This window comes from Pseudomonas sp. GW822-FHT04H02, from assembly GCF_058800645.1.
In genome coordinates this window covers 606,559-622,845 of record NZ_JBXAMM010000001.1, presented here as the reverse complement: position 1 = coordinate 622,845, position 16,287 = coordinate 606,559, and the positions used below count along the sequence as shown (strand labels likewise).

The following is a 16,287-nucleotide window of genomic DNA, read 5'->3' as shown; positions in this document are numbered from 1 at the left end:
GATGCCCCTTGCAGGAACTGGCTTGCCAGCGAAGGCGTCGGCATTGGCGATGCATGTCTTGCCGGCCTCTTCGCCGGCAAGCCGGCTCCTACGGTTGGCGCTGGGCGATGGCCTGGGAGGCGGCGAGCATGGCGCGCAGCAGCACCGCGCAGCCGGCGGCGAGGTCGTCGGGGTCGGCGTTCTCGATTTCGTTGTGGCTGATGCCACCTTCGCAAGGCACGAAGATCATCCCCGCCGGGCCCAGCTCGGCGACGAAGATCGCGTCATGCCCGGCACCGCTGACGATGTCCATGTGGGACAACCCCAAACCCTGCGCGGCGCCGCGCACCGCATCGACGCACACCGGGTCGAAGTACAGCGGCGGAAAGTCCGCGGTGGGGGTCAGTTCGAAGCTCAGGCCGTGTTCTTCGCAGGTGTTGTCGATCACCTGGCGCACCTCGGCAATCATCGAGTCCAGGCGCGCCGGCTCCAGGTGGCGGAAGTCCAGGGTCATGCGCACCTCGCCCGGAATCACGTTGCGCGAACCCGGGTAGGCTTGCAGGCAGCCAACGGTGCCGCAGGCGTGAGGCTGGTGGCCGAGGGCGGCGCGGTTGACCGCCGCCACCACGGCGGCGGCGCCCACCAGGGCGTCCTTGCGCAGGTGCATGGGGGTCGGGCCGGCATGGGCTTCGACACCCCGCAGCTTGAGATCGAACCACTTCTGCCCCAGGGCGCCGAGCACCACGCCTATGGTCTTGCGCTCATCTTCCAGGATCGGGCCTTGCTCGATGTGCGCTTCAAAATAGGCGCCCACCGGATGCCCGCTGACCGGGCGCGTGCCGGCGTAGCCGATGGCGTTCAGGGCCTCACCGACGCTGATGCCATCGACGTCGGTCTTGGCCAGGGTGTCCTCTAGGGTGAACTTCTCGGCGAACACCCCGGAGCCCATCATGCACGGCGGAAAGCGCGAGCCTTCTTCGTTGGTCCACACCACCACTTCCAGGGGCGCCTCGGTTTCCAGCTTGAGGTCGTTGAGGGTGCGCAGCACTTCCACCCCGGCCAATACGCCGAAACAGCCATCGAACTTGCCGCCGGTGGGCTGGGTGTCGATATGGCTGCCGGTCATTACCGGCGGCAGGTGCGGATTGCGCCCGGGGCGGCGGGCGAAGATGTTGCCGATGCCATCCACCGTGACCGCGCAACCGGCCTCCTCGCACCATTGCACGAACAGATCCCGGGCCTGGCGGTCGAGGTCGGTCAGGGCCAGGCGACAGACGCCGCCCTTGACCGTGGCGCCGAGCCTGGCCAGTTCCATGAGCGACTGCCACAGGCGGTCGCGGTTGATGTGCTGATGGCTGGATTGCAGAACCTCGACGGCAGCGTTCATGGTGATTTCCTCAGGCGTTTCTTCTGATTTTGTCGGGGGATGCGTGGCGCAATCGCCCGGGATAACGGCCTAGCAACAATCGGTAGGAGCCGGCCGGGCGGCGTTACGCTTGCCGGCGAAGGGGCCCGCAAGATGTGCGTCGCCCGTGCCGACGCCTTCGCTGGCAAGCCAGCTCCTACGGGACGGGGGTGGTGCCCGCGAGCACGCTGGCTGGGTGTTCATGTTGGGGTCTTGGCGGTGGCCACCTGGGGGCTGCGCAGGCTGCACAGGCCGTAGTAGATCAACCCGCCCAGGGCCGAGCCGGTGAACCAGCCGTAGCTGTAGAACCAGTTGAAGGCGCTGCTGCCCAGGGACATCAGGGTCAGGGCCACCGGTACGCCGAAAGCGATGAAGCCGTGCCAGTTCCACGCCGGGTAGACGTCGTCGCGGTACAGGCCGGCCAGGTCCAGGCGCTGTTTCTTGATGATGAAGTAGTCCACCACCATGATCCCGGCAATCGGCCCCAGCAGGCTGGAGTAACCCAGTAGCCAGTTGGAATACACGGTCTCCAGGCTGACATCGGAAATCAGCAGGCCGAGTTTTTTCAGCAACTCGTGGCCCATCAGCGCCAGCCCCACCAGGCCGGTGAGGATCACCGCGGTGGTGCGGCCGATCAGCTTGGGCGCCAGGTTCTGGAAGTCGTTGGTGGGCGAGACGATGTTGGCCGCGGTGTTGGTGGACAAGGTGGCGATGATGATCAGCGCCATGGCCAGGGCCACCCAGCCCGGGCTCTGGATATGGCCGATCAGGCTCACCGGATCGGAGACGGTGACCCCCACCAGTTTCACCGAGGCGGCGGTCATCACCACCCCCAGGGCGGCGAACAGGAACATGGTCAGCGGCAAGCCGAAGATCTGTCCGAGGATCTGGTCCTTCTGGCTTTTCGCGTAGCGGCTGAAGTCGGGAATGTTCAGCGACAAGGTGGCCCAGAAACCCACCATCGCCGTGAGCCCGGCCATGAAGTAACCGGTGACACTGGCGCCCTCGGGACGCTTGGGCGGGATCGCCAACAGCTCAGTCAGCGACACGCTGGGCAAGGCCCATACCAGCAGGCCGATGCCCACCGCCACCAGCAGCGGCGCGGACAGGGTTTCCAGCCACTTGATCGACTCGGCGCCGCGCAGCACAACCCACAGGTTGAGGGTCCAGAAAATCATGAAGCCGATCACCTCGCCGGTGCCGCCCAGGGCCTTCCAGCCCTCGAAGATCGAGCCCAGGAACAGGTGGATCGCCAGCCCGCCGAACATCGTCTGGATGCCGAACCAGCCGCAGGCCACCAGGGCGCGGATCAGGCACGGCACGTTGGAGCCGATGATGCCGAACGAGGAGCGCAGCAGCACTGGGAACGGAATGCCGTACTTGGTGCCGGCAAAGGCGTTGAGGGTCAGGGGCACCAGCACCACGATATTGGCCAGCAGGATCGCCAGCAGCGCCTCGCCGACACTGAGGCCGAAGTAGGCGGTGAGCACCCCGCCCAGGGTGTAGGTGGGCACGCAGATCGACATGCCGATCCACAGTGCGGTGATGTGCCATTTGTTCCAGGTGCGTTCCTGGACCTTGGTCGGTGCGATGTCGTGGTTGTAACGGGGGCTGTCGAGTACGTCGCTGCCGGCGTCCAGCTCGTACAAGCCGGCGCGCTCGGTCACCTGGGATCTGATCTGTTGCATGGCCGCTCCACTGTTGTTCTGATTATTTTGCTCATCAGGCCGGCACACCAAGGGACAGCGCGCCGGACGATGGCCGGAGAACTTACGACTTCCACCCTCCTGGCCAGCGATCTGCGGCGGCACTCAATAAAGGTGCCAACTACTGCCGGATACGCGACTGCACAGTGTGCGGAATCCATGTAAACAACTGATGTCATTCAGTTTTATTCAATTAACTTTGAAGTCCTCGGTTAGTTGCCAACTCACTCAGGCCGGGTGTTTGGCAAGTTGTCCATTCGATCAGGACCCAAAGCAGTGCACGGTTATTTTCCTAGTTATTTCCCGGCCTTCCCAGCGCCTCCTCAAGCAGCTGATTTGACATAGGAAATCTCGACTATTTTTTGATCCTGTCAAGTGCGTCAAAATGGTGAGAGGCTGCACCATTTTGCAGATTTTAACTTTTAATCTTTATATTTCAACAAGTTATATTGAATATAAGCTTATAAAAAATATTCTTGATGTTTCTTTGAAGTGCGACTAGCTTCTAATCCTGTCACCGATGACAGGATTGTTTAAGTTATCAGTGCGTTCAATAAAAAAGTTAGAACCGACAGCAGTCGGTCATGCCTGCGAGGAACTCGGAATGTCTCTGTTGATCCGTGGCGCCACCGTTATTACCCATGATGAAAGTTATAAAGCCGATGTGCTCTGCGCAGACGGTCTAATTCGCGCCATCGGCAACAATCTGGATATTCCCGTCGGTTGCGAAGTGCTCGATGGCAGCGGCCAATACTTGATGCCCGGCGGCATCGACCCCCATACCCACATGCAGCTGCCCTTCATGGGCACCGTGGCCAGCGAAGACTTCTTCAGCGGCACGGCAGCGGGCCTGGCGGGGGGCACCACCTCGATCATCGACTTCGTGATTCCCAACCCCCAGCAGTCGTTGCTGGAAGCCTTCCAGCAGTGGCGCGGCTGGGCGGAAAAATCCGCCAGCGACTACGGCTTCCACGTGGCCATTACCTGGTGGAGCGAGCAGGTGCGCGAGGAAATGGCCGAGCTGGTGCAGCACCACGGCATCAACAGCTTCAAGCACTTCATGGCCTACAAGAATGCCATCATGGCCGCCGACGACACCCTGGTGGCGAGCTTCGAGCGCTGCCTGGAACTGGGGGCGGTACCCACGGTACACGCGGAAAACGGCGAGCTGGTGTATCACCTGCAACGCAAGCTGCTGGCCCAGGGCATTACCGGGCCGGAAGCCCACCCGTTGTCGCGGCCTTCGCAAGTCGAAGGCGAAGCCGCCAGCCGGGCGATTCGCATCGCCGAGACCCTGGGCACGCCGCTGTACCTGGTGCACGTCTCGACCCAGGAAGCCCTGGACGAAATCAGCTATGCCCGGGGCAAGGGCCAGCCGGTCTACGGTGAAGTGCTGGCCGGGCACCTGCTGCTGGACGACAGCGTGTACCGCGACCCGGACTGGCAGACCGCCGCCGGCTACGTGATGAGCCCGCCCTTCCGCCCCCGTGGCCATCAGGAGGCCCTGTGGCGCGGCCTGCAATCGGGCAACCTGCACACCACCGCCACCGACCACTGCTGCTTCTGCGCCGAACAGAAAGCCGCCGGCCGCGACGACTTCAGCAAGATCCCCAACGGCACCGCCGGCATCGAGGACCGCATGGCCGTGCTCTGGGATGAAGGGGTGAACAGCGGGCGCCTGTCGATGCAGGAGTTCGTCGCCCTGACCTCCACCAACACCGCGAAGATCTTCAACCTCTACCCGCGCAAGGGCGCGATCCGCGTCGGCGCCGACGCCGACCTGGTGCTCTGGGACCCGCAAGGCAGCCGCACCATTTCCGCCAAGACCCACCACCAGCAAGTGGACTTCAACATCTTCGAGGGCAAGACCGTGCGCGGCGTGCCCAGCCACACCATCAGCCAGGGCAAGCTGGTGTGGGCCGACGGCGACCTGCGGGCCGAACGCGGTGCCGGGCGCTACATCGAGCGCCCGGCCTACCCGGCGGTGTTCGACCTCTTGAGCAAGCGCGCCGAGCGGCACAAGCCGACGGCGGTTAAACGCTGAGACCGGGGGGGGGCGTTGCCCCCCTATCGCGAGCAAGCTCGCTCCTACAGAAACCCATGCCCCCTGCAGGAGCTGGCTTGCCAGCGAAGGCGCCCGAAGATCCCTTGTAAGAGTCAAAGGCCTATTCGCCGGCAAGCCGGCTCCTACGGATATGGGTGATCCCAGCTATAGAAAATGCCCGTCAGAGGCAACCAAGAAACGAACCGTGAGGCCAAAACCGTGATCAAGACCTTGAACCACTTGCCCCACCCGCCCCTGGACGGCGCCACCCTGGCCGGCCACTTCAGCGACCTGGCGCCGCCGCTCAACGCCCGCCAGGCCCACCTGGAAGCTTCGCGCTGCCTGTATTGCTACGACGCGCCCTGCGTCAACGCCTGCCCCAGCGAGATCGACATTCCTTCGTTCATCCGCAATATCCACACCGACAACGTCCAGGGTGCGGCGCAGAAGATTCTCTCGGCCAATATCCTCGGCGGCAGCTGCGCCCGGGTCTGCCCCACGGAAATCCTCTGCCAGCAGGCCTGCGTGCGCAACAACGCCCAGGAGTGCGCACCGGTGCTGATCGGCCTGTTGCAGCGCTATGCCCTGGACAACGCGCACTTCACCCAGCACCCGTTCCAGCGCGCCGCGCCCACCGGCAAGCGCATTGCCGTGGTCGGCGCCGGCCCGGCGGGTTTGTCCTGCGCCCACCGCTGCGCCCTGCACGGCCATGAGGTGGTGATTTTCGAAGCCCGGGACAAGGCTGGCGGCCTCAACGAATACGGGATCGCCAAGTACAAGCTGGTGGATGACTTCGCTCAGCGGGAGCTGGAGTTTCTACTGGGCGTTGGCGGCATCGAGATCCGCCACGGGCACAAGCTGGGCGCCAACCTGAGCCTGACCGAGCTGCACCAGCAGTTCGACGCGGTGTTCCTCGGCCTCGGGCTGGCCGCCAGCAAGCAACTGGGGCTGGAGCATGAAGACGCCCCCGGGCTGCTGGCCGCCACCGACTACATTCGCGAATTGCGCCAGGCCGACGACCTCAGCCAGTTGCCCCTGGCGGAGCGCTGCATCGTGCTCGGCGCCGGCAATACCGCCATCGACATGGCGGTGCAGATGGCGCGCCTGGGTGCCAGTGACGTCAACCTGGTGTACCGCCGGGGCGTCGAGGACATGGGCGCCACCGAGCATGAACAGGACATCGCCAAGGCCAATCAGGTGCGCCTGCTGACCTGGGCCGCGCCGCAACAGGTGCTGCTGGATGACCAGGGCCGGGTGCGCGGCATGCGCTTCGCCCGTACCCGCATGATGGAAGGCCGCCTGCAAACCACCGGCGACACCTTCGAACTGGCCGCCGATGCGATCTTCAAGGCCATCGGCCAGAGCTTCGACGCTACAGCCCTGAGCGACCCGCTGGCCCGGGAGCTGCAACGCAGCGGCGAACGTATCCAGGTGGACGAACACCTGCGCACCAGCATTCCCGGAGTCTACGCCGGCGGCGACTGCGTCAGCCTCGGCCAGGACCTCACCGTGCAGGCGGTACAACACGGCAAGCTGGCCGCAGAAGCCATGCATGCCCGACTGATGCTCAACCAGGAGGCTGCATAAATGGCCGATCTGTCGATTGTCTTCGCCGGTATCAAAGCCCCCAATCCGTTCTGGCTGGCCTCAGCGCCACCCACCGACAAGGCCTACAACGTGGTCCGCGCGTTCGAGGCCGGCTGGGGTGGTGTGGTCTGGAAAACCCTGGGTGAGGACCCGGCGGCGGTCAACGTCTCGTCCCGTTATTCGGCGCATTTCGGACCGAACCGCGAAGTGATGGGGATCAACAACATCGAGCTGATCACCGACCGCTCCCTGGAGATCAACCTCAAGGAAATCACCCAGGTGAAGAAGGACTGGCCAGACCGGGCGCTGATCGTCTCGCTGATGGTGCCCTGCGTCGAAGAGTCGTGGAAAGCCATCCTGCCGCTGGTGGAAGCCACCGGTGCCGACGGCATCGAACTGAACTTCGGCTGCCCCCACGGCATGCCGGAACGGGGCATGGGTGCGGCGGTGGGCCAGGTGCCGGAGTATGTCGAGCAGGTGACTCGCTGGTGCAAGACTTATTGCTCGCTGCCGGTGATCGTCAAGCTGACGCCGAACATCACCGACATCCGCACCGCCGCCCGCGCCGCCCATCGTGGTGGGGCGGACGCGGTGTCGCTGATCAACACCATCAACTCCATCACCAGCGTCGACCTGGAGCGCATGGTGGCCCACCCGATGGTGGGCAGCCAGAGCACCCACGGCGGTTATTGCGGCTCGGCGGTCAAGCCGATCGCCCTGAACATGGTGGCCGAGATTGCCCGCGACCCGCAGACCCGCGGCCTGCCGATCTGCGGCATCGGCGGCATCGGCAGCTGGCGCGATGCGGCGGAGTTCGTCGCCCTGGGCTGCGGCGCGGTGCAGGTGTGCACGGCGGCAATGCTGCATGGCTTTCGCATCGTCGAGGAAATGAAGGATGGGCTGTCGCGGTGGATGGACAGCCAGGGCTATCGCAGCCTGCAGGACTTCTCCGGGCGCGCGGTGGGCAACACCACCGACTGGAAGTACCTGGACATCAACTACCAGGTGATCGCCAGGATCGACCAGCAGGCCTGCATTGGCTGCGGCCGCTGCCATATCGCCTGCGAAGACACCTCGCACCAGGCGATTGCCAGCCTCCGGCAAGCCGACGGCAGCCATGTATATGAAGTGATCGACGACGAATGCGTGGGCTGCAACCTGTGCCAGATCACCTGCCCGGTGCAGGACTGCATCGAGATGGTGCCCCAGGACACGGGCAAACCGTTCCTCGACTGGCTGCACGACCCGCGCAACCCCTACCGCGAAGCTGTTTGAGAGAGAGGCCTGCTCTTGCCGGCGAAGGTGGTCTTGCGGGCCTCTTCGTTGGCAAGCCAGCTCCTACGGCTGGCAGGAATATCGCGGGAGGTTCTGTAGGAGCCGGCTTGCCGGCGAAGGCGGTCTTGCGGGCCCCTTCGCTGGCAAGCCCGCTCCTACGGGAAGCGGCGATGCAGGTTCAGGGTTCCAGGCCGATGCCGCGCAGGATGACGCTGGTGACGGTCTGGACTGCGCGTTCAAATTGCAAATCCGATAAAGGTTGATGGTCGTTGAGGATCATCACTTGATGATCGAAGTCGGCATAGTGCTGGGTCGAGGCCCAGATCATGTACAGCAGGCTCGACGGCTCCACCGGCAGGATCCGCCCGTCCTCCACCCACTGGCGGATCTTCGCTTCCTTCATCTTCGCCCAGTCGTACAGGCTGGCATCCAGGGTCTCGCCCAGGGTCGGGGCGCCGTGCATGATTTCGTTGGCCCAGACCTTGGAGCCATAGGGCCGGCTGCGTGAATGCTGCATCTTGGCGCGGATGTAGCTGCTGAGCACCACCCGCGGGTCATCGAACATCTCGAAGCACAATGCGTCCTGTTTCCACACATCCAGCAGGTCCAGGAGCACAGCGCTGTACAGCTCGTTCTTGGTGCTGAAGTAGTAATGCAGGTTGGAGCGCGGCAGTTGCACTTCTTCGGCAATGTCGGCCATGGCGGTGCCGGCATAGCCTTTTTCAGCGAAGATTTTCTCGGCACCCAGGAGGATCTTTTCCACGTTGCTGCGACGAATCTCGATCTTGTGATTGCCCATGAGGGCTCCTACGAAAACAGTCTGGGGCAAGACTAGCATCCGCCCGCCCGCTGCGGGGAGCTGTCAAGCCTGCGACATCGCCGGCCTGCGTCGGTCTTTCACCACCCGGCCATATTGGGTAGGATCGGCCTCCCGCTCATTTGCAGCAGCCACTGCGGTGCTCCGTCCAGGCGTTAATTCGCGACACGGGCATACAGGTCTCTGCCCGAATGCCGGCCCTGCACCATCGCCGGCCATCTGTCCTGTTACCGATGGAACATGCTCATGAAGATTCGCCCTCGCGTCGCTGCGGACGACGCCCTGCTGACCGCGCTCTGGGAGCGTTCGGTCCGCGCCACCCATGACTTTATCGCTGAAGACGATATCCAGCGCCTGTACCCGCTGGTACGCGACAGCTACCTGCCGGCCCTTGAGGCCTGGGTCTGGGAGAACCCCGACGCCAGCCCCGGCGGTTTTATCGCCACCAGCGACGACACGGTACAAATGCTGTTCATCGAACCGGCCCAACGGGGCCAGGGCATCGGTCGAAAGCTCCTGGATCACGTACGCCGTCCCGGCCTCAAGGTCGACGTCAACGAACAGAACCCCCAGGCCCATGGTTTCTACCGTCGCTACGGCTTCGTCGACTGCGGTCGTTCGGAAACCGACGGTGAAGGCCAGCCGTTTCCGATCATTCACATGCAGTTGCAAGACCAATGAGCCCCATTCTCTTTAAAGGTAAACCTGCCATGTCCCTGAAAAACCTCTTCACCACCACCGCCCTGCTGACCTCCCTGCTGGCCGCCAGTTCAGTGTTCGCCCACGCCCACCTGAAAAGCTCGACCCCGGCGGCCCAAGGCAGTGTCAGCGCGCCCAGCGAGCTGCGTCTTGTATTCACCGAAGGCGTGGAAGCGGCCTTCACCCAGGTCAAGCTGAGCAAGGACGGCGCCCCGGTGGAGGTCAAAAGCGTCGCCACCGAAGGCGCGGACAAGAAGACCCTGGTGGTCACCCCGGCCGCCACGCCGCTGCGCGCCGGCGAGTACAAGGTGGAATGGCACGCCGTGTCGGTGGATACCCACAAGAGCGAAGGCAGCTACAGCTTCAAGGTGAGCCAGTAATCCATGGCGTCATGGCTGGTGCTGTGCCGCTTCGTGCACTTTGCGGTGGTGCTGACCCTGGTCGGGGCCTGGGTGTTTCGCCCGCTGTTGCTGGGCCGTGATTCCGCGCACAACGGCCATGGCGCCGTGCATCGACAGCTCGATCGGCTCAGCCGCTGGCTGGCGCTGGCCGGCCTGGGCAGCGGCCTGTGCTGGTTGCTGCTGATCACCGCCAGCATGGCCGGCTCCTGGCCGGCGGCGCTGGACCCGGCGACCGTGCAGTTGGTGCTGGGCAAGACCTTCTTCGGCCAGGTGTGGAGCTGGCACCTGTCGCTCAACCTGCTGTTGCTGGGCCTGCTGCTGACCCCGCTGGGCAGGCGCCTGCCACTGCAACTGGGCCTGGGCGCCCTGCTCCTGGCAACCCTGGCTCCGGTGGGCCACGGCGCCATGCTCGATGGGTTGGCGGGGCAGTTGCTGATCCTCAATCAGATCGTGCATTTAAGCTGCGTCGCCATCTGGTTGGGGGGCTTGCTGGTGTTGTTGCTGGTGTTGCGGCAACCCGCTGGGCTGTCTGTCGAGCCCTTGTTAAAGCGCTTCAGCGGCGTGGGTTATGGGCTGGTAACCGGCTTGCTGCTAACCGGCCTGATCAACGTGCGGGTGCTCACCGGGCAATGGTGGCCGACTCCATTGTTCAATGGTTTTGCCCTGATCCTGCTGATCAAGGTGCTGCTGGTGGCGGGGATGCTGGGGCTGGCGCTGTTCAACCGCCTGCGAATCCGCGGTTGCGACCAGCGCCTTGCCAGCCTGCGCAACAGCGTGCAGCTGGAATGGCTGCTGGGAGTGGCCGCAGTGGCGGCGGTCTCGTTGCTGGGCACCTTGCCGCCGATGCAGGCGGTCTAAACCTCAGCCTGTAGGAGCTGGCTTGCCAGCGAAAGCGTCGGCAGCATCGCTGCAAATCTTACGAACCGCTTCGCCGGCAAGCCGGCTCCTACGCAAAGCATCGAGCCTTGGGAAAACCCAGCCCTTGCAGGAGCTGGCTTGCCAGCGAAGGCGTTTGCAGCATCGGTGCAAATCTTGCCGGCCCCTTCGCCGGCAAGCCGGCTCCTACGTGAGGTGCTGTGTCGGCTATTGGCTGGTATCAATGCTGACCACCACCGACAACCCCGGGCGCAGGCGTTCAAGCTCCGGCTGGTCCGGGTCGACGGTGATCCGCACCGGCACCCGCTGGGCAATCTTGACGAAGTTGCCGGTGGCATTGTCGGCCTGCAGCAAGGCGAACTCGGAACCGGTGGCCGGGGAGATCCGCTGCACCTTGCCGGTGAATTTGCGGTGGTTCAGGGCGTCCACGGTAAAGCTCACCGGCTGCCCGACCCGGACGTTGTCCATCTGGGTTTCCTTCATGTTGGCAATCACCCACAGCTGGTTCGGCACCAGGGCCATGAGCTGGGCGCCGGAGTTGACGTAGGCCCCCAGGCGCACGCCGATCTGCCCCAGCTGGCCGTCCCGCGGGGCGAGGATGCGGGTGTTGGACAGGTCGATCCGCGCCAGTTCCACCGCGGCTTCGGCGCTGGCCACCGCCGCTTCCAGGGAGCCGCGGTTGACGATCACGGTCTGCAGGTCCTGGCGGGCTATTTCCAGTTGCGCCTGGGCCTGGGCCACGGCGGCCACGGTCTGGGCATTGGCCGCGCGGGTCACGTCCAGTTCACGCCGGGACACCGAGCCGTCGGCAATCAGTGCTTCGTTGCGTTGCAGGTCGGCCGCGCTCTTGCGCGCCTGGGCCTGGCTGTCGGCCAGGGCCGCCTGGCGCAGCTTGATGGTGGCTTCGGCGCTGTTGCGCTGTTGCAGGGCATTGGCCAGGGCCGCCTTCTGCACCGCCAGTTGCGCCAGGGACTGGTCCAGGCGCTGCTGGTAGATGCGGTCGTCAAGGCGCACCAGCAGGTCGCCGGCCTTGACCTGCTGGAAGTCCTGCACCGGCACCTCGAACACGTAGCCACTGAGCTGCGGGCCGATGATGGTCACCTGCCCCCGCACCAGGGCGTTCTCGGTGCTTTCGATGGCGCTGGAGAAGGGTGGCAGTTGCCAGGCGTAGAGCACGATCAGCACACCGACGATGGCGATGGCGGCAAAGCCCAGGGACGAGATGATGCGCACCGCCAGCGGCCGTGGCTCGGTGGCCGGCATGGTCGGCGGGCCGCTGGGCTCGGGAGTCGAGGCAATGGCGTTGGTGGTGGGGTTGACGGTTTCGCTCATGAAGAAGAGGCACCACTTTGTTGAACGGGAGCCGGGGCGGCAGGCGCGACCGCTTGGGTCGTGCTCATCAGCCACAGGCTGCGAATGAATATCCAGATCATGGTCAGTACCGCAATCACCGCGATCAGCATGAATACATCGTTATAGGCCAGTACGTTGGCTTCGCGCGTGGCCGCGGTGGCCAGGCTGCGTATGCCTTGCAGGGTGCGCAGGTCCGGGTCGGCGATGACCTTGCCGTAGGCCGCCCCGCCGCTCTGTACCCGGGCCAGGACCTGGGGATCGAGCAGGGTCAACTGCTCGACGATATGGCTGGAATGGTACTTCTCGCGCACGATCTGGAAGGTCCCGAGCAAGGCCGAGCCGATCAGCCCGCCGAGGTTCTGGCAGATGCCGAACAGCACCGAGAAGCTCACCAGGTTGCGCGGGTTGGTCAGCACGTTGCGGGTGCCCAGGACCATGGTCGGGCCAAGAAAGAACGTACCGCCGAAGGCCAGCAGGAACTGGCTGAAGTACATGTTGGCCGGGCGCGTGAGGTTGCTCGAAAAGCTGTCCATTACCGACCCAACGGCCATCAGCGCCAGGGAAATGACCAGTGGCATCAGCAGGTGCGCCGGGTTGATGGTCAGGGCGCTGGTGGCCAGCCCGGCAATGCTGCCCAGCAGCATCACCCCGTAGAGCATGCGCATCTGCTGGCTGCTCATGTTCAGCGCCTGGAGAAAGCCTACGGCGCCGGTGGACTGTTCCGACAGCACCATGCGAATCAGTATCACTGCCAGGGCCAGGCGGATTATCGCCCCGCTGCCCAGCCAGCGGGTCATCAGCATCGGGTTGCTGCGGTTATGTTCGATGCACAGCCCGGCCATGATCAGCAGGATCGAGGCGGCGCTGGCGTAGCCGATCCACGGCGCCTCCAGCCACCAGTCGATGCGCCCCAGGGACAGCACCGCGCACAGCAGGGCCACGCCAGTGGCCAATAGGGCAAAGGTCAGGAAATCGAGCTTCTCGAAGGTACGGAAGCGGTCCCCCGGCGGCAGCTTGAGCATGAACACGCAGCCCAGGGAGGTCAGCGCCAGGCCCAGTTCGAACAGGTACAGGCCGCGCCATTCGGCGATCTGCAGCAGGTCCTCGGAAAACAGCCGGGCCAGGGGCAAGGCCAGTTGCGAGGCGCCCAGCCCCAGCACCAGGGCCTTGAGCCGCCACTTCGCCGGGAAGGCCTGGACCATGTAGTACAGGCCCAGGGAGCTCAGCGCCGCGCCGACCATGCCGTGGGCCGCGCGCACGGCGATGGCCGAGCTCAGGTCGTTGACGAACAGGTGGCCGAAGGTCACCAGGGCGTAGAGCACCAGGAACACTTCGGTGAAGGCGCGCAGGCCGAACTGCTGGCGAAACTTCACCAGCAACAGGTTCATCGACACGTTGGTCATCACGTAGGCGGCCGGCAGCCAGGCCATTTCCGCGGTGGTCGCCCCCAGCGCCCCCTGCAGGTACGGCAGGTTGGCGATCACCAACGAGTTGCCCAGGCCACCGGTGATGGCCACCAGCAAGCCCACCAGCGCATAGGCCAGGCGCTTGTGGGTGGGGTGCAACGGTGTCGAGGGGGAGCCGGGCAAGCTGGGCTTTTCGTGGGGCTGCCAGTTGCGCGGGGCGTAGTGATCCATGCCATGACCTTGTGCTGTGCCGGCCGCTGTTGCGGCGGTCGGCGATATTCCCGGTGGTCCGGCAGTGTGCCGGAAAATCCCGCCGCCCAGGCAATGCCCGGGCTTGCAGGATGAATTTTATTTTAAGGCGCTGGCGTCGGTGGCTTTTTTTCGGAATCCTGCATGCGCTGGCCCCCGCCCTTCCCTGCCCTCGCCTGTTGGAGCCCGAATGCCCCTGAACTTTGTGAAGATGCACGCCAATGGTGACGACTTCGTGCTGATCGATGCCCGTGGCCGCACCAACCCGATCACCCGCGAGCTGGCCAGGGCCCTGGGGGACCGCCGGCGTGGCATCGGTTTCAATCAGTTGGTGGTGCTCGGCGATTGCAGCGACAGCGCGGCGCAACTGACCTTCTTCAACGCCGATGGTTCCAGCCTGGACACCTGCGGCAGTGCCACCCGGGGCGCCGCCGACCTGCTGATGCAGGAAAGCGGCGTCACCTCGGTGCAGGTGAAAACCGCCCGCGGCCTGCAGCAATGCCTGCGCCTTGAGGATCGGTCGGTGTCGGTGGAAATGGGCCTGCCTTCGTTCGACTGGCAGTCCATCCCCCTGGTCCGAGAGCTGGACAGCCTGCACCTGCCACTGCCGGGAACACCGGCGGCGTGCAGCATGGGCAACCCCCATTGCAGTTTTTTCGTCGACGACCTGGCACCGCTGGACATTGCCACGCTGGGCCCACAGATCGAGAGCGACCCGCTGTTTCCACACAAGACCAATGTGCACTTCATCCAGGTGATCGACCGCCAGACCATCCGCCTGCGCATCTGGGAGCGCAATGGCGCCATCCCCCTGGGTTCCGGCTCCTGCTCCTGCGCAGCGGCAGTCAACGGCATCCGCCGCGGCCTGCTGGACAGCACGGTGCAGGTGCTGTGCGATGGCGGGCCGGTGACGGTGAGCTGGGACGGCCAGGGCAAGGTGCGCCTGGCCGGCAGCGTGACCCGGGTGTTCAGCGGGTCACTGTGAAGGGATTTACTTTTCCTACATCCAGCCCAGCCATTTCCACCAGGTCATGGCGAACACCAGCATCAGCAGGTAGCCGATCAGCGTCACCAGCAGCCCGACCTTGGCGAACTGCCGGGCATTGAAGGTCTCGGTACCCAGGCAGACCATGTTCTGCGGCGCGTTGATCGGCAGGATGAAGCCGTAGCTGACCACAAAGCCCAGGAGCATGGTCATGCCCAGGCGGCTGAACTCACCCGGCAGGGTCTGCAGCACGGCGATCAGGATCGGCAGCAAGGCCGAAGTCAGCGCCGTGGCGCTGGCGAACCCCAGGTGGATGAGGATCAGGAACGCCGCGAGAATCGCGAACACCGCCAAAGGCCCCACCTGGTCCAGGCCGGTATGGGCCACTACCTGGCTCCCCAGCCACTGCCCGGCCTGGGTGCTGAGCAGCGCCGACCCCAGGCTGATGCCGACGCCGAAGACGATCACCGTGCCCCAGGGAATGCGCGACTGCACATCCTTCCAGGTCATGATGCCGATCCGCGGCAGCAGCAGTATCACCAGCCCGGCGTAGGTGGTGGTCGTGGTGTCGAAGGGGTGCAGCTTGCCTTCGGTGGACCAGGCCAACAACAGCAGCACCGACACCGCCAGCAGGCGTTTCTGCGGCCCGGTCATGGGCCCGATGTCCGCCAGGGACTGGGCCACCGCCTCCTTGCCGCCGGGAATGCTGTCGGTTTCAGGCGGCAGCAGTTTCAGCACCAGCCACAGCAGCACCAAAGACATGATCACCGCCCAGGGCGCGCCGGCGATCAGCCAGTCGAGCCAGGCCACGCGCTGGCCGAGCATCTTGTCCATGAAGCCCACGGTCAGCAGGTTCTGCGCCGCGGCGGTCTGGATCCCGACGTTCCAGATGCTGGTGCCCTGGGCGACCACGATCATCAGCCCGGCGGCGATATTGGAGCGCTTGTCGACGCCGAAGGCGGCAATCACCCCCATCATGATCGGCACCACGCAGGCACTGCGGGCGGTGGCGCTGGGCACCAGCAGGCTGAGGAGGATGCTCACGGCAATGGCGCCGATAAGGATGCGCCGGGTGCTGGTGCCGACCCGGGTCAGGGTCACCAGGGCGATGCGCCGGTCGAGGCCGGTGTGGGTCATGGCGGCGGCGATGAACAAGGCACCGGCCACCAGGGCCAGGGCCGAGTTGGAGAACCCGGTGAGGGCCAGGCCGATGGCCGCCGAGCTGCCATAGAGCTGGCTCGGGTCCTGCAGGGTCGGCGCGGTGCCGATGAGGAAGGCCATCAAGGCGGTGATCATGATCGCGCTGGCCTCGTAGGACACCGCCTCGCTGATCCACACCACCACGGCAAAGGCCAGGATCGCCAGCATCCGGTGCCCCGCCACCGGCAGGTCGGCGGGCAGTGGCAACAGCAACACGACAACCATCGCCAGCACGGCGATCAGCAATCCAATCGGTAATACAGCCTTGGCCGTGGGCGCCGTTGTTTCAGGCTTGGACATGGGCC

At 64.7% G+C, this 16,287-nt stretch carries 13 protein-coding genes; 7 read left to right on the top strand and 6 right to left on the bottom strand.

Annotation, left to right across the window (positions count from 1 at the left end; translation table 11 throughout):
* Positions 1-88: 88 nt before the first annotated feature.
* Together AC1RMG_RS03025 and AC1RMG_RS03020 are read right to left on the bottom strand one after the other, a co-directional pair.
* Complete coding sequence (locus tag AC1RMG_RS03025) at positions 89-1,366, bottom strand: Zn-dependent hydrolase (protein ID WP_401019652.1); 1,278 nt, start codon at positions 1,364-1,366, stop codon at positions 89-91.
* A 218-nt stretch (positions 1,367-1,584) separates the two neighbouring features.
* On the bottom strand, positions 1,585-3,072 hold the full coding sequence (locus tag AC1RMG_RS03020) for an NCS1 family nucleobase:cation symporter-1 (RefSeq protein WP_019094042.1): 1,488 nt from the start codon (positions 3,070-3,072) through the stop codon (positions 1,585-1,587).
* 622 nt (positions 3,073-3,694) lie between these two features.
* Between AC1RMG_RS03020 and hydA the strand changes: the two genes are divergently transcribed.
* From hydA to preA, 3 genes are all read left to right on the top strand, one after another.
* Entirely contained in the window at positions 3,695-5,134 is a 1,440-nt protein-coding gene (hydA, locus tag AC1RMG_RS03015; RefSeq protein ID WP_053150960.1) for a dihydropyrimidinase, read from the top strand.
* A gap of 219 nt (positions 5,135-5,353) precedes the next feature.
* Positions 5,354-6,721, top strand: coding sequence for an NAD(P)-dependent oxidoreductase (locus tag AC1RMG_RS03010; RefSeq protein ID WP_493168283.1), 1,368 nt, complete (start codon positions 5,354-5,356; stop codon positions 6,719-6,721).
* Positions 6,722-7,996, top strand: coding sequence for an NAD-dependent dihydropyrimidine dehydrogenase subunit PreA (preA, locus tag AC1RMG_RS03005; RefSeq protein WP_065363807.1), 1,275 nt, complete (start codon positions 6,722-6,724; stop codon positions 7,994-7,996). It begins immediately after the preceding gene.
* A 178-nt stretch (positions 7,997-8,174) separates the two neighbouring features.
* Here preA and AC1RMG_RS03000 read toward each other — a convergent pair whose 3' ends face one another.
* Complete coding sequence (locus AC1RMG_RS03000; RefSeq protein WP_011060841.1) at positions 8,175-8,795, bottom strand: TetR/AcrR family transcriptional regulator; 621 nt, start codon at positions 8,793-8,795, stop codon at positions 8,175-8,177.
* 264 nt (positions 8,796-9,059) lie between these two features.
* Between AC1RMG_RS03000 and AC1RMG_RS02995 the strand changes: the two genes are divergently transcribed.
* From AC1RMG_RS02995 to copD, 3 genes are read left to right on the top strand one after another with little or no spacing between them, the layout of a single operon-like run.
* Positions 9,060-9,494: a GNAT family N-acetyltransferase gene (locus tag AC1RMG_RS02995; protein ID WP_493168281.1), complete on the top strand. Its 435-nt coding sequence runs from the start codon at positions 9,060-9,062 to the stop codon at positions 9,492-9,494.
* A gap of 29 nt (positions 9,495-9,523) precedes the next feature.
* Complete coding sequence (gene copC / locus AC1RMG_RS02990) at positions 9,524-9,892, top strand: copper homeostasis periplasmic binding protein CopC (protein WP_011060839.1); 369 nt, start codon at positions 9,524-9,526, stop codon at positions 9,890-9,892.
* A gap of 3 nt (positions 9,893-9,895) precedes the next feature.
* Positions 9,896-10,771 carry a copper homeostasis membrane protein CopD gene (copD, locus tag AC1RMG_RS02985; RefSeq protein ID WP_493168279.1) on the top strand — a complete coding sequence of 292 codons (876 nt, stop codon included), beginning with the start codon at positions 9,896-9,898 and terminating at the stop codon, positions 10,769-10,771.
* Positions 10,772-10,996: 225 nt separating this feature from the next.
* Here the strand turns inward: copD and AC1RMG_RS02980 are convergent, their stop codons facing one another.
* Positions 10,997-12,121, bottom strand: coding sequence for an HlyD family secretion protein (locus tag AC1RMG_RS02980; protein WP_019094312.1), 1,125 nt, complete (start codon positions 12,119-12,121; stop codon positions 10,997-10,999).
* Complete coding sequence (locus AC1RMG_RS02975; RefSeq protein ID WP_011060836.1) at positions 12,118-13,779, bottom strand: MFS transporter; 1,662 nt, start codon at positions 13,777-13,779, stop codon at positions 12,118-12,120. The genes AC1RMG_RS02980 and AC1RMG_RS02975 overlap by 4 nt, the downstream gene beginning before the upstream one ends.
* Positions 13,780-13,987: 208 nt before the next feature.
* On the opposite strand from AC1RMG_RS02975, the gene dapF reads away from it, so the two are divergent.
* On the top strand, positions 13,988-14,782 hold the full coding sequence (gene dapF, locus AC1RMG_RS02970) for a diaminopimelate epimerase (RefSeq protein WP_493168277.1): 795 nt from the start codon (positions 13,988-13,990) through the stop codon (positions 14,780-14,782).
* A 15-nt stretch (positions 14,783-14,797) separates the two neighbouring features.
* Here the strand turns inward: dapF and AC1RMG_RS02965 are convergent, their stop codons facing one another.
* Positions 14,798-16,282, bottom strand: a complete 1,485-nt coding sequence (locus AC1RMG_RS02965) for a DASS family sodium-coupled anion symporter (RefSeq protein ID WP_493168275.1) — start codon at positions 16,280-16,282, stop codon at positions 14,798-14,800.
* Between the last annotated feature and the right edge of the window lie 5 nt (positions 16,283-16,287).